Genomic DNA, 14,999 nt, shown 5'->3' on the forward strand with positions numbered 1-14,999 from the left:
ATGCTTCATGATTTAGAAGATGTAAATCCTGTATAAATTGGGTTTACATCTTTTTTCGTTCTATAGAAAATTTAATATGCACCAAGTAAATTTTTGCTAGTAAAATAGAATGATACCAGGGTCAAAAGGTCAGAAAGCCGATGCAAACTTGCCTGCAAGAGGATTTTTGACCTCTTGACCCCAACATCATAGAATTTGATAAGAGGGAGCAGGATATGAAATCAGCAGCAGAATTAGAAAAAAATTTGATGAGTATCAATCGAAGAAGCTATCCAGCTTACAAAGATTTGAGAGGAAGCTATCAGTTTCAAGGATACCAGCTCAATATTGATCATGTACAAGGAGATCCATTTGCTTCTCCGTCAAAGCTGAGTATTCAGGTGAAGAAAATCCAGGCGAGATTTCCAGAAGAATATTATAAAGAAGAACACAGAAGAATTGCGCTTCAGGATTATCTGACAAGACAATTTGGAAAAGCTGTTTCCAAATTTATTTTCCAGGCAAAGGGTTCCGGAAAAAGTGGATTGATTGGGATAAGCCGCTGTGGACAGGAGGTTCTGGACAGGACTGCATTTGAAATTAAGGATGGAGATCTTCTGGTACGGTTTGAAGTTGGATTTCCGGCAAATGGACGGACGATCAATGCATTTGAACTGAGGAAGATTTTGTTTGAGTATCTTCCGGAAATAGCTGACAGATCTTTATATTATAAGAACCTGAATCAGCAGGAAGTGAAAAAGTGTATAGAACTTGCGGAAGATCAACATTATATAAGAAGAGAACTGACAAAGCGGAGACTTATTGCATTTGTGGCAAATGGTTCTATACTGCCAAGAGAAAGCGGTGTATCACAGAAGCCTATGAAAGGTGCAATTGCTTTTGAAGCACCGGAAAGTATGGAAGTAGAGATGGAACTTCCACACCGGGGTAAAATAAAAGGAATGGGAATCCCGGAAGGAATTACTTTGATCGTGGGTGGAGGATATCATGGAAAATCAACACTTCTGAAGGCACTCGAGCAGGGAATTTACAATCACGTCGCCGGAGATGGAAGAGAATACGTGATTACTTCGGATACTGCGATGAAGATCCGGGCCGAGGACGGAAGATGTGTATCCCATATCAATATTTCACCGTTTATCAATGATCTGCCGAATAAGAAAGATACAGTAAATTTTTCCACAGAGGATGCCAGTGGTTCGACTTCGCAGGCTGCAAATGTGGTAGAAGCGGTACAGTCAGGTGCAAAATGTCTTTTGATCGATGAAGACACCTGTGCGACGAACTTTATGGTCAGGGATGAGCTGATGCAGGCTGTCGTATCCGGTGAACAGGAACCAATTACACCATTTACTCTTCAGGCAGGTAACCTGTATCAAAAGCAGGGAATTTCTATTATTCTGGTGGCCGGAAGTTCTGGATCTTATTTTTACATTGCTGATCATGTGCTGCAGATGGATAATTACCGAACGTACGATATCACAGAAAAAGTGAAAACGGTGATTGGTGAAAAAAGTGAGACCGGAGAGAAAAAGGTTCCGGTTGATGTAGCTGTCTTATTTGATAAAGATCATCACAGAAGCTTAAAGGCCGGAAAAATGGAAAAGAAGAGAGACCAGGTGAAGATAAAACAGTTTGGTAAGGATTCATTTTCTATTGGAAGAGAAAATGTGGATCTGAAATATGTAGAACAAATCCTGGATGCAGAACAGACAACGGCATTAGCGTACTGCCTGAAGAATCTGCTGGAAGAAATGGAACGGAAGGAACAGGATGTTGATCTTTGCGTGGAAAAGCTCTGGAGTCAGATTAAGAAGCAGGGTCTGGCATCCCTTTGCAAAGGAAGTTATGTTTCTGTAGCGATGGCACAGATCCGTAAACAGGATATTTACGCATGCCTGAACAGATATCGGGGATTTATTGGATAAGATTAAAGAATTTGGAGGAGAAGATCCGTGAGGAGATGGAAGAAAATTTTAAGTGCATCGCTGGTGGCAGTGATGGTTGGAAGTCTTGGAATGACCGCATTTGCAGAAGATACGTCAGCAAATGAACCAATTGATACAACGGTCAGCAATTATAATCTGACAGAGGAAGAAACTTCCGAAAAAAATCAAGAAGAAATTAAAGCCCTGCAGCAGCAGAAAATCGATGAAGTAACACAGCAGGCATATGATATGAAGATTGCCAGCAATGAGCTGGAGAACTGGCCAGAAGGACCGGCTACTTACGGAGAGGCTGGAATTGTCATGGAGGCAAAAAGCGGTGCGATCCTTTATGCGAAAAATATTGACGGAAAGGCTTATCCTGCCAGCATTACAAAGATTTTAACGGCACTTGTAGCATTGGAAAACGGCAATCTTGATGACAAGATCACGATTACACAGAATAGTGTGGATTGTGTAGCAGAGGGGGATGCTTATATCGGAATGATCGCGGGGGAGGAAATTTCTTTAAATGATGCGCTTCACGCACTTCTGATGGCATCTGCAAATGAAGTTGCTTATGCAATTGCTGAAAATGTGGGTGGTTTAGGATATGATGGCTTTATTGCAAAGATGAATGAACGCGCAAAAGAGCTGGGAGCAGTAAATTCTGATTTTGAAAATCCGAATGGGCTGAATGCGCAGAACCATTATACGACGGCACGTGATATGGCACTTATTACACAGGAACTGCTTGAAAATCATGAAGAATTCAAGACGATTGCCCAGACACAGCAGTATACGATCGGTGCAACCAATCTGGTAAATCAGGCGAGAACCTTTCAGCAGAGTGATCTGATGTTTTACGAGGGAAACGATTATTATTATCCAAAGACAATAGCCGGAAAAACCGGTTATACAGATGAAGCACTCAACACGTTGGTATCCTGTGCAGCAGATGATAATCTGGAGCTGATCAGTGTTGTCTTGAAGACACATGGGAAAAATGTATACCCAGACTCCATCAATTTACTGGAGTATGGATTTAATAATTTCGCAAAATATACGATTGCGGATTATGAAGACTCCGCAGATTTTAAAGAAATTGATCCGAATGCATATGTTGTACTTCCGGAAAATGTAAATTTCCAAAGCCTGGATTACGAAATTACGCAGGATGACACGAACAGCAGTACCGGAACAGTAACTTATACTTATCAGGGCAACCCGGTCGGAAAAGCAGCTGTGACATTAAGTGATGAATATCTGCAGAAGGATAACACAGAAAATGAAGCACAGGTGTCCGGCAATAAGTCAGACAGTGAAACACAAAAGCAGGCTCAGAGTACAATACCACGAGAGGTAATCCTTGTAATTTGTGTGATTGCAGCAGTACTCCTTCTTATTATTGTATGGAGGGCTGTTCTGAAACACTTGAGAAAGAAGAAAGTGGAAACAAACAGAAAGCGCAGAAGAGAAGTTGACAAAGATTAACGTCTGGTCAGTCAAATATAAGGAAAGAATCACGAAATCCCGCAGAACCCCTTGACGAAGCAAGGGGTTCTTTATTATAATAACCTAGAAATGGTGAAAAAAGATCAAAAGACATTGACGAAGACAGTAAGGTTTATTTGAAAGGTAAAGCGAACCGGAGATGGTGGAAGACCGGTGCAAGTAGGGTAGATCTGAACATCACTTCCGAGTTGCAGTAACTGAAAGCAATCTGGCGAGTAAGTTCTGACGGTTATTTCCCCCGTTACAGGAAACTCATATGCTGGTATGCAGTAACAGGTGGTTAACGATGTACAGACTTTCGTCCTTTTACGGGTGAAAGTCTTTTTTAATTTTGCAGGAAATTCCAAAAACTTCCTGCAAAATTAAGGGCACTACGTGCCGGGGCACATTTTTCTATATACCAAAAAATGCATACAAAGTCATTGATTCAGAAAGGAGCTTATCATGGCTAAGTACAAAAAAGTGGATACAGACCTGAAGTTTGTAGACAGAGAAAAAGAAGTTGAAAAATTCTGGAATGAAGAAGATATTTTCAAGAAAAGTATGGAGAACCGTAAAGAAGGAGAAACTTATACTTTCTACGATGGACCTCCGACAGCAAATGGAAAACCGCATATCGGACACGTTCTTACCCGTGTAATCAAAGATATGATCCCGAGATACCGTACAATGAAGGGCTACATGGTTCCGCGTAAGGCAGGATGGGATACTCACGGACTGCCGGTAGAGCTGGAAGTAGAAAAGCTGCTCGGTCTTGACGGAAAAGATCAGATTGAAAAATATGGTGTAGAACCATTTATCAATAAATGTAAAGAAAGTGTCTGGAAATACAAAGGAATGTGGGAAGATTTCTCTTCTACAGTAGGTTTCTGGGCAGATATGGAAAATCCATATGTTACTTATGATAATAACTTTATCGAGTCTGAATGGTGGGCTCTGAAGAAAATCTGGGATAAGGGACTCCTTTACAAAGGATTTAAGATCGTTCCGTATTGTCCACGTTGTGGAACACCACTTTCAGCACAGGAAGTTGCACAGGGATATAAGGATGTCAAAGAACGTTCTGCTATCGTTCGTTTCAAAGTGAAAGACGAAGATGCATACATCCTTGCATGGACAACCACACCTTGGACTCTTCCGTCTAATATCGCACTCTGCGTAAACCCGGAAGAAGATTACGCAAAAGTAAAATGTGCAGACGGATATACTTATTATATGGCATGCGCTCTGCTTGACACCATACTTGGAAAATTTGCAGAAGAAGACAAACCGGCATACGAAGTTCTGGAAACTTACAAAGGAAAAGATCTGGAATACAAAGAATATGAACCGCTTTACCAGTGTGCATATGACTGCGCAGCAAAACAGAAAAAGAAAGCATTCTTTGTTACCTGTGATGATTATGTAACTCTGACAGATGGTACTGGTGTTGTTCATCTGGCACCAGCATTTGGTGAAGATGATGCGAAAGTAGGACGCAAATATGACCTTCCATTCGTGCAGCTTGTTGACGAAAAAGGTGATATGGGTGAGACAACTCCATTTGCAGGACTCTTTGTAAAGAAGGCTGATCCGGAAGTACTTAAAGATCTGGATGCTCGTGGACTTCTCTTCGATGCTCCGAAGTTTGAACACAGTTATCCGCATTGCTGGAGATGTGATACTCCACTGATCTACTATGCAAGAGAATCATGGTTCATCAAGATGACAGAAGTTAAAGATGACCTGATCGCAAATAACAATACTATCAACTGGATTCCGGAAAGCATTGGTAAAGGACGTTTTGGTGACTGGCTTGAAAATGTTCAGGACTGGGGTATCAGCCGTAACCGTTACTGGGGAACTCCACTGAATATCTGGGAATGCGAATGCGGATGCCAGCACTCGATCGGAAGCATTGAAGAACTAAAATCCATGTCAGACAACTGCCCGGATGATATCGAGCTTCACCGTCCATATATTGACGATGTAACAATCAAGTGTCCGAAGTGTGGAAAACAGATGCACCGTGTACCGGAAGTTATCGACTGCTGGTTCGACAGCGGATCCATGCCGTTTGCACAGCATCACTATCCATTTGAAAATAAAGAAGTATTTGAACAGCAGTTCCCGGCTCAGTTCATTTCTGAAGCCGTTGACCAGACAAGAGGATGGTTCTATTCTCTGCTGGCAATTTCAACTCTGATCTTCAACAAAGCACCATACCAGAACGTAATCGTTCTCGGACATGTACAGGATGAAAATGGTCAGAAGATGAGTAAATCCAAAGGAAATGCGGTTGATCCGTTTGATGCTCTGGAGACATACGGTGCAGATGCGATCCGCTGGTATTTCTATGTAAACAGTGCACCGTGGCTGCCGAACCGTTTCCATGGAAAAGCGGTTATGGAAGGACAGAGAAAGTTCATGGGAACACTCTGGAACACCTATGCATTCTTCGTATTGTATGCTAATATTGATGATTTTGATGCAACAAAATATGCACTTGAATATGACAAATTATCTGTAATGGATAAATGGCTCTTATCAAAACTGAATACACTGATCAAGACAGTAGATAATCATCTTGCAAATTACCAGATTCCGGAAGCTGCAAGAGCACTTCAGGACTTCGTAGATGATATGAGTAACTGGTATGTAAGACGAAGCCGCGAACGTTTTTGGGCAAAAGGAATGGAACAGGATAAGATCAATGCTTACATGACTCTTTATACAGCACTCGTTACGGTATCAAAGGTTGCAGCACCGATGATCCCGTTCATGACCGAAGAAATTTATCAGAACCTGGTAAGAAGCGTAGATGAAAGCGCTCCGGAAAGTATCCACCTTTGTGATTATCCGGTTGCAAATGAAGCTTATATCGATAAGACTCTGGAAGAGAACATGGATGAAGTTCTGAAGATCGTTGTAATGGGACGTGCATGCCGTAATACAGCCAATATCAAGAACCGTCAGCCAATCGGAAAGATGTTCGTAAAAGGTGCTTCCGATCTGCCGGAGTTCTATCAGGATATCGTGACAGATGAGCTGAATGTAAAAGAAATCGAACTTACAGATGATGTTCGTGCATTTACTTCTTATACATTTAAACCACAATTAAAGACAGTTGGACCAAAATATGGTAAACTGTTAGGTGGAATCAAAAATGAGCTCAGCAATCTGGACGGAAATGCTGCTATGGACGAACTGAATGCGACAGGTGTTCTGAAGCTTCAGGTAAATGGACAGGAAATTGAACTTACAAAAGAAGACCTTCTGATCGACATGGCACAGATGGAAGGATATGTATCTGAGAGTGACTATGGTATCACCGTTGTACTGGATACAAACCTGACAGAAGAACTTCTGACAGAAGGATTTGTACGTGAGATCATCAGTAAGATCCAGACTATGCGTAAGGAAGCCGGATTTGAAGTTATGGACAAGATCAAGGTAACTTACGACGGAAGCGAAAAAGCAGAAAAAGTATTTGCAGAGTATGCAGAGCAGATCGGACAGGAGACACTTGCGGTAGCAGTTGAAAAGGCTGAACCTGCAGGCTATGTGAAAGACTGGAAGATCAACGGTGAAGCTGTAAATATGGGTGTAGAAAAGCAGGGAGAATAATCCCTGCCGCTGCGCAAAATGAGAAGGGAATATAAGCATGTACAGTAAAAGATTTGAAAAAGAAACTTTTAAAAATGATGTGAAAGAAAATGTGCGGACACTGTATCGTAAAGAGATTGAAGAAGCAACTCCGCAGCAGATTTTCCAGGCAGTATCTTATGCAGTAAAAGAAGCAATCGTAGATGACTGGCTTGCGACACAGAAAACATACGAAAAAGAAGATCCAAAGACAGTATATTATATGTCAATGGAATTTCTTATGGGACGTGCACTTGGCAACAACCTGATCAACATGACTGCATATAAAGAAGTAAAAGAAGCCCTTGATGAGATGGGCATTGATCTGAATGTGGTAGAAGATCAGGAACCGGATGCAGCACTTGGTAATGGTGGTCTTGGACGTCTTGCAGCTTGCTTTTTGGATTCACTTGCATCCCTTGGATACGCAGCTTACGGCTGTGGAATCCGTTACCGCTACGGTATGTTCAAACAGAAGATCAAAGATGGCTATCAGGTAGAAGTACCGGATAACTGGCTCAAAGATGGCAATCCGTTTGAAATCCGTCGTGACGAGTATGCAAAGGAAGTCCGTTTTGGTGGTACCATTCGTGTACAGTATAATGAACAGACCAAGAAAGAAGATTTCATCCAGGAAAATTATGAATCCGTACTTGCTATTCCATATGATATGCCGATCGTAGGATATGGCAACCACGTAGTCAATACACTGCGTATCTGGGATGCACAGGCAATCACAGACTTTAAACTGGATGCATTTGACAGAGGAGAATACCATAAAGCGATCGAGCAGGAAAACCTTGCAAAAACGATCGTCGAGGTTCTTTATCCAAATGACAACCACTATGCAGGAAAAGAGCTTCGTCTGAAACAGCAGTATTTCTTTGTATCTGCCAGTCTTCAGGTTATGCTTGATAAATATAAAAAGAAACACAAAGATGTGCGCAAACTGTATGAAAAAGTTACGATCCAGATGAACGATACTCACCCGACTGTAGCAGTTGCAGAGTTGATGCGTCTGCTCATTGACCAGGAAGGTCTTGGATGGGATGAAGCATGGGAAGTAACAACAAAGACGGTTGCTTACACCAATCATACTATCATGTCAGAAGCACTTGAAAAATGGCCGATCGACCTGTTTTCAAGACTGCTTCCGCGTGTATACCAGATTGTACAGGAAATTGACCGCCGTTTTGTAGAACAGGTTCGCCGTATGTATCCGGGCAATGAAGATAAAGTCCGTAAGATGGCTATCCTGATGGACGGTCAGGTAAGAATGGCACATATGGCTATTATTGCAGGCTACTCCGTAAATGGTGTTGCAAGACTTCATACAGAGATTCTGAAACATCAGGAATTAAAAGATTTCTACGAAATGATGCCGGAGAAATTCAACAACAAGACCAATGGTATCACACAGAGAAGATTCCTTCTTCATGGAAACCCGCTGCTTGCAGACTGGGTAACAGACCACATCGGAGACGGCTGGATCACAGATCTGTCCCAGATGTCAAAATTAAAACCGCTTGCGGATGATCCGAAGGCAAGAGCAGAATTTATGGATATCAAATACAAGAACAAAGAACGTCTTGCAAAATATATTCTGGAACACAATGGAGTAGAGATCGATCCGAGATCTATTTATGATGTACAGGTTAAGCGTCTTCATGAATATAAGAGACAGCTTCTTAATATTCTGCATGTAATGTATCTGTACAACCAGATCAAAGAACATCCGGAGATGTCCTTCTATCCGAGAACATTTATCTTTGGTGCAAAAGCTTCCGCAGGATATGTCCGTGCAAAAGAGATCATCAAACTGATCAACTCTGTAGCAGATGTGGTAAATAATGACTTGAGCATCAATGGAAAGCTGAAAGTCGTATTTATCGAAGATTACCGCGTATCCAACGCCGAATGGATCTTTGCGGCAGCAGATGTCAGCGAACAGATTTCTACCGCTTCCAAAGAAGCTTCCGGAACAGGTAACATGAAGTTCATGCTGAACGGTGCACCGACACTTGGAACTATGGATGGAGCCAATGTAGAGATCGTAGAAGAAGTTGGAATTGAAAATGCATTTATTTTCGGCCTTAGTTCTGACGAAGTTATCAACTATGAGAATAATGGCGGATATAACCCGCAGGAGATCTACTTCAATGACTGGGATATTAAGAGAGTCGTTGACCAGTTGATGGATGGAACTTATTCACATGGTGACCATGAGATGTTCCGCGACCTGTATAATTCACTTCTGAATACACAGGGTGGAGACAGACCGGACAGATACTTTATCCTGAAAGACTTCCGCTCTTATGCAGAAGCACAGAAGAAAGTGGAAGAAGCTTACAAAGATCCGGATCGTTGGGCTAAGATGGCACTTCTGAATACAGCAAGCTGTGGTAAATTTACTTCAGACAGAACCATTCAGGAATATGTTGATAATATCTGGAAACTGGATTATGTTACAGTTAAACCAGAAGCATAATCAGTCAAAACCTCTCATACAGTGGTATGGGAGGTTTTATTTATGCGAAAATACTTCAGACAGGCAGGCTATTTTGCTGCCATTCTTATATTACTTCCGTATGTGGTTACGATTCTGCTGAATGGCAGAAGCAGTTTGGCGCAGGACAATGGGACGAGCCCGTATGTGACCGTAAAAAGTGACGAAAAGAACAGAAAAATTTCGCTGGATGAATATGGGATCGGGATTCTGGCTAAAGAAATTGAGGGAGATGCAGAGGAGGAAGCGTTAAAGGCACAGGCAGTGTTGATCCGGACCAGCATTTACAAAAGCATCCAGGATGAGGGCACCAGCACTGTCCTGACGAAGGAATACTGGACCAGGCAGCAGATGGAGAGCAACTGGGGAGCAGATCATTATGGAGAATATTATGAGAAGATGAAAGCTGCGTGGGATGAGACAAGGGGGCAGGTTCTGATGTATGACGGAAGGCTGATTCTGACTCCGTATCACCGGTTAAGCAACGGAAAAACAAGGTCTGGAAATGAAGTGTTTGGTTCGGAAGAGTATCCGTATCTTCAGAGCAGGGAATGTCCCGAAGATGTGGAGGCAAAAGAGGAGATGACAGTGTCCATGATCCAGGGAAGCGACATGGAAGTGACAGGAACAGACAATGCCGGGTATGTGACAGAGGTCCGTTGTGGCAGTGAAACAGTAAATGGTGAAGAATTCCGGAGAACCTATCATCTTGCCTCGTCATGCTTTGCGCTTCAGGATTATGACGGGAAGACAAGGGTTACGGCAAAGGGAATCGGGCACGGTCTTGGGATGAGCCAGTACACGGCAAAGAAGATGGCAGAGGAAGGAAAATCCTGTGAAGAAATTCTGCAATATTTTTTCACTGATGTCAGTCTGGAAGAAGTCACGGATATTGTGATCGAAAAAAACGAAAAGGGAGAATAAGTTGGTCATTTTCTGGCAAAAATATTGTCAGAGGTGATAGAATATGAATAAAAAGCAGCAGTCCTCTAATAAGAGGAGAAAAAGAGCGTCGATCGGTCTTGCGGTCTGCTTTGCCGCTGCTATTGTGCTTACAGGAGCCTATACATGGAGAAATTACCGGGCAAATGTGAAGGATGAGCAGGCAAAGATCGAGGAAGAACAGCAGGCGAAAGAGGAAGAAATCAAAAGAAATACGGAAGAGACAAGCAGTATTGCAAAGAAAGCGCTGGAAGATGAAGAACCTGTGACAAAAGAGGACAGCCAGGCTGCAAATACGGCAGCAGATGGAAGTACAGAGAATCGGATGGATACATGGGAGACGGACAGCACGCAGACCGCAGGAACGGCAATGAACCTGAATTTCGGGGAGGACAGCCAGCTTCTGTGGCCGGTGGACGGCAATGTGCTGATGAGCTACAGTATGGATAAAACCGTATATTTTTCTACATTGGATCAGTACAGATATAATCCGGCGATGATCATATCCGGTGCGGTGAACGATAACGTGATCGCAGCAGCACCGGGTCTTGTAAAATCCATTGATAACTTTGCGCAGACGGGAATCACGGTGACACTGGATATGGGGAATGGTTACGAGTGCATGTATGGACAGCTCAAGGAAGTGCAGGTGAAAGTCGGTGATTATTTGGAAGCGGGAAATGTGATCGGATATTTGGAGATTCCGACCAAGTATTACAGTCTGGAAGGCTGCAATCTGTATTTTGAGATGTTAAAAGATGGTCAGCCGGTCAATCCGATGGACTATCTGGCTGAAGAATAAGAGCAGAAGAAAGGAAGAGGGGCTTTTTGGTCCCTCTTTGAAGCGATGAATTATACATATATTTTAAAATGCAAGGATGAAACATTATATACCGGGTGGACGAATGATATTGAGAAGCGTCTGGAAGCGCATAATGCCGGGAAAGGCGCAAAATACACCAGATCCAGGAGACCGGTGGAGCTGGTGTATCTGGAGCAGTTTGAGACAAAGGAAGAGGCGATGCGGCGGGAGTATGCGATCAAGCATATGACGCGGAGGGCGAAGCTTGGGCTAGTGATGAGCTATAAAGAGACGGGGCAGTAGGGCATGAAACAGGAGAAGCAGATTTGCTTCTCCTGTTGGCATTTTGTGCAGAATAAAAAATTACTTCCGCAGCTTTAGTGGGGCGAGATTTCTGGATTTTTCGAGGATGCAAGGTTTACAATAAAGAATACATTACAACAAAGTGGCAGGCACTTCCGCCCATCACGAAGAGGTGGAAGATTTCGTGGCTGCCGAAATTCTTATGCTTAGTGTTGAAAATCGGAAGCTTCAGTGCATAGATCACACCGCCGATTGTGTAAATGATTCCGCCGGCGAGAAGCCATCCGAATTCTGCACGTGTCAGATTGTTGAGGATCTGACTGAATGCGAGGACACAGATCCATCCCATACTAATGTAGAGGACGGAGGATACCCATTTCGGGCAGAATACCCAGAACCCTTTGATAATAATTCCGGTGATTGCGATACCCCATACAAGTGCAAGCATGATAAGTCCGGTTCTGCGTTCCAGTACCAGCAGGCAGATTGGTGTGTAGCTTCCGGCGATCAGTACGAAGATCATCATATGGTCGATCTTTTTCAGGATCGTGTTGACACGTTCGGAAAAATCAAAGGTATGGTAGGTTGTGCTTGCGGCGTATAAAAGAATCAGGCTGACTGCATAGATTGCAAGCGAGATCAGGTAAATCCGGCTCGGTTCGTGGGCTGCTTTTATTAAAAGTGGAAATGCGGCAAAAATTGCCATCAGCATACCGATAAAATGTGTGATTGCACTTCCTGGATCTTTAATATGTTTCTTTTTCATCATAAATCCCTCCTTAGAGATGAATAATTAAAACCATTACACGTAGTAATCAATACTACATTAAGTATATGAGTATATTATACCGTTTATGCATAAAATGCAAGTGAAAATTGACTTTTTAAAATTTATTTGTTAGAATATAACGCGAATGTTACGATGCTCTTTACTTGTATTGTCACCAAGTAAGGAGTTTTTTATTGTGCATTGCGACGGATAAGGAAGTTGGCGCAAGCGACCGCCGCAGGCGTGAGAATCCGCCCCGGCAGAGTTTATATGATGGAGTTTAAGGTCATATTTGTAATTGGTATTGTAGTAGAAAGGATAATGGATGGAAACAGTTAGATTTGAAGAAATGGGACTTTCGGAAGAGATTCAGAAAGCAGTAAGATACATGGGATTTGAGGAGGCTTCACCGATTCAGGCGAAGGCGATTCCGGCGATGATTAGCGGGATCGATCTGATCGGGCAGGCACAGACCGGAACCGGTAAGACCGCAGCATTCGGAATCCCGCTTCTGGAAAAGGTAGACCCGAAGCTGAAAAAGCTGCAGGCGATCGTTCTCTGCCCGACCAGAGAGCTTGCAATCCAGGTGGCAGACGAGATCCGCAACCTGTCCAGATATATGCATGGAATCAAGGTTCTGCCGATTTACGGAGGACAGGATATCGTAAAGCAGATCCGTTCCTTAAAGAGTGGAACACAGATCGTCATCGGAACTCCGGGGCGTGTGATGGACCACATGCGCAGAAAGACAATGAAGCTGGATTTTGTACACACGGTTGTGCTTGATGAAGCAGATGAAATGCTGAACATGGGATTCCGTGAGGATATCGAATTTGTATTAAGCGGTGTTCCTGAGGAGCGCCAGACTGTGCTTTTTTCGGCAACCATGCCGAAGCCGATCATGGAGATTACGAAGAAATTCCAGAATAACGCAAAAGTGATCAAAGTTACAAAAAAGGAACTGACTGTTCCGAATATTGAGCAGTATTATTATGATGTAAAGCCGAAGAAGAAAGAGGAAGTTCTTTCCAGACTTCTTGATATTTATTCACCAAGGCTTTCGGTTGTATTCTGTAATACGAAGAAGCAGGTAGATCTTCTGGTAAATGCACTTCTCGGACGCGGATATTTTGCGGCAGGACTTCACGGGGATATGAAGCAGGAACAGAGAGACCGCGTGATGCAGGGATTTCGGACCGGTAAGACAGAGATACTGGTAGCGACGGATGTGGCGGCCCGTGGAATTGATGTAGATGAAGTGGAAGCAGTATTTAATTATGATCTCCCGCAGGATGATGAATATTATGTACACCGTATCGGTCGTACCGGACGCGCAGGACGCGAAGGAAGAGCATTTTCTTTCGTATCAGGAAAAGAAGTTTACAAACTGAAAGAGATCCAGAGATACTGCAAGACGAAGATCTATGCACAGAAAGTTCCGTCACTGAATGACGTTGCGAATACTAAGATGGAAAATATTCTGGATGATGTGGAGCGTGTGATCGAGCAGGAAGATCTGGATATGATGATCAATGCGATCGAAGAACGTGTCAATAATTCTGAATTTACAGCGATGGATATGGCAGCAGCATTTTTGAAGATCTGCTGTGGAATGACAGAGGATAATAAAAATACAGAGGAAAATGACTGGGAATTTGGAGATACCGGTGCAGGTGAGGACGGAATGGTACGTCTGTTCATCAATATTGGTAAGAAGCAGAGAGTACGTCCGGGAGATATTCTTGGTGCGATCGCCGGGGAAAGCGGAATGGATGGAAAGCTGATCGGAACGATTGATATGTATGATAAGTATACATTTGTTGAGGTGCCGAGGGAATATGCCCGTGAGGTACTGAACGCGATGAAGAACGTGAAAATTAAAGGGAAGACGGTGGCTGTGGAGCCGGCGAACCAGAAATAGGAGGTCGAGCCAGCTCGAATGCGCTGCGCTACTTCTCGCTGCAGGCTGTCGCCTAATAGGGATAAATAGAAGAGCCCCTGGAAGAATGAATAAATTCGTTCTTCCAGGGGCTCTTCTATTTATCCCTGCTCGGCTTGTAGCTTAGCCAAAGTAGCGTTTGAGTAATCCTTCGAATGCTTTTCCGTGTCTTGCTTCGTCTCTTGCCATTTCATGAACTGTGTCATGGATTGCATCGAGGTTTGCAGCTTTTGCACGTTTTGCAAGGTCGAATTTACCTGCTGTTGCGCCGTGTTCTGCTTCTACTCTCATTTCAAGGTTCTTCTTTGTGCTGTCTGTTACAACTTCGCCAAGAAGTTCTGCGAATTTAGCAGCGTGTTCTGCTTCTTCGTGAGCAGCTTTTTCCCAGTAAAGTCCGATTTCCGGATAGCCTTCTCTGTGAGCTACTCTTGCCATTGCAAGATACATTCCTACTTCTGAACATTCACCTTCAAAGTTTGCTCTGAGGTCGGCAAGGATGTCTTCGCTTACGCCTTTAGCTACTCCAACTACATGCTCTGCAGCCCATTCTCTTTCGCCTTCTTTTACTTCTGTGAACTTGTCAGCGCCTACGCCACATACTGGACATTTCTCCGGTGCTGCTTCGCCTTCGTATACATAACCACATACTGTACAAACAAATTTCTTCATAATAA

The 14,999-nt window shown here is 43.2% G+C and carries 10 protein-coding genes; 8 read left to right on the top strand and 2 right to left on the bottom strand.

Annotation, left to right across the window (positions count from 1 at the left end; all coding sequences use genetic code 11):
- The first annotated feature begins 215 nt into the window (after positions 1–215).
- The 7 genes from PG418_RS14015 to PG418_RS14045 all read left to right on the top strand — a co-directional run bounded on the left by PG418_RS14015 (position 216) and on the right by PG418_RS14045 (position 11,617).
- Positions 216–1,928: an ABC-ATPase domain-containing protein gene (locus PG418_RS14015; protein WP_022220322.1), complete on the top strand. Its 1,713-nt coding sequence runs from the start codon at positions 216–218 to the stop codon at positions 1,926–1,928.
- A 27-nt stretch (positions 1,929–1,955) separates the two neighbouring features.
- Positions 1,956–3,419: a D-alanyl-D-alanine carboxypeptidase family protein gene (locus PG418_RS14020; RefSeq protein ID WP_498837545.1), complete on the top strand. Its 1,464-nt coding sequence runs from the start codon at positions 1,956–1,958 to the stop codon at positions 3,417–3,419.
- Positions 3,420–3,884: 465 nt separating this feature from the next.
- A complete protein-coding gene (gene ileS / locus PG418_RS14025; RefSeq protein ID WP_055155686.1) occupies positions 3,885–7,046 on the top strand; it encodes an isoleucine--tRNA ligase in 3,162 nt (1,053 codons plus the stop codon).
- Between the two features lie 37 nt (positions 7,047–7,083).
- On the top strand, positions 7,084–9,552 hold the full coding sequence (locus tag PG418_RS14030) for a glycogen/starch/alpha-glucan phosphorylase (protein WP_173685385.1): 2,469 nt from the start codon (positions 7,084–7,086) through the stop codon (positions 9,550–9,552).
- 42 nt (positions 9,553–9,594) lie between these two features.
- Complete coding sequence (locus PG418_RS14035; RefSeq protein ID WP_195503057.1) at positions 9,595–10,494, top strand: SpoIID/LytB domain-containing protein; 900 nt, start codon at positions 9,595–9,597, stop codon at positions 10,492–10,494.
- 43 nt (positions 10,495–10,537) lie between these two features.
- The gene (locus PG418_RS14040) at positions 10,538–11,314 is read left to right on the top strand and encodes a M23 family metallopeptidase (protein ID WP_008375556.1); all 777 of its coding nucleotides are present in this window, start codon (positions 10,538–10,540) and stop codon (positions 11,312–11,314) included.
- A gap of 45 nt (positions 11,315–11,359) precedes the next feature.
- On the top strand, positions 11,360–11,617 hold the full coding sequence (locus PG418_RS14045; RefSeq protein ID WP_055155688.1) for a GIY-YIG nuclease family protein: 258 nt from the start codon (positions 11,360–11,362) through the stop codon (positions 11,615–11,617).
- Positions 11,618–11,732: 115 nt separating this feature from the next.
- Here PG418_RS14045 and trhA read toward each other — a convergent pair whose 3' ends face one another.
- Complete coding sequence (gene trhA, locus PG418_RS14050) at positions 11,733–12,386, bottom strand: PAQR family membrane homeostasis protein TrhA (RefSeq protein ID WP_055155689.1); 654 nt, start codon at positions 12,384–12,386, stop codon at positions 11,733–11,735.
- A 325-nt stretch (positions 12,387–12,711) separates the two neighbouring features.
- Here trhA and PG418_RS14055 point away from each other — a divergent pair, with 325 nt between their 5' ends.
- Positions 12,712–14,307 (top strand): DEAD/DEAH box helicase, encoded by a 1,596-nt coding sequence (locus tag PG418_RS14055; protein WP_008375551.1) that lies wholly within the window; start codon positions 12,712–12,714, stop codon positions 14,305–14,307.
- Positions 14,308–14,448: 141 nt separating this feature from the next.
- Here the strand turns inward: PG418_RS14055 and PG418_RS14060 are convergent, their stop codons facing one another.
- Complete coding sequence (locus PG418_RS14060) at positions 14,449–14,994, bottom strand: NADH peroxidase (protein ID WP_008375550.1); 546 nt, start codon at positions 14,992–14,994, stop codon at positions 14,449–14,451.
- Positions 14,995–14,999: the final 5 nt, after the last annotated feature.

This window comes from Bariatricus sp. TF06-38A (genome assembly GCF_027690675.1).
Classification (GTDB): domain Bacteria; phylum Bacillota; class Clostridia; order Lachnospirales; family Lachnospiraceae; genus Allocoprococcus; species Allocoprococcus comes.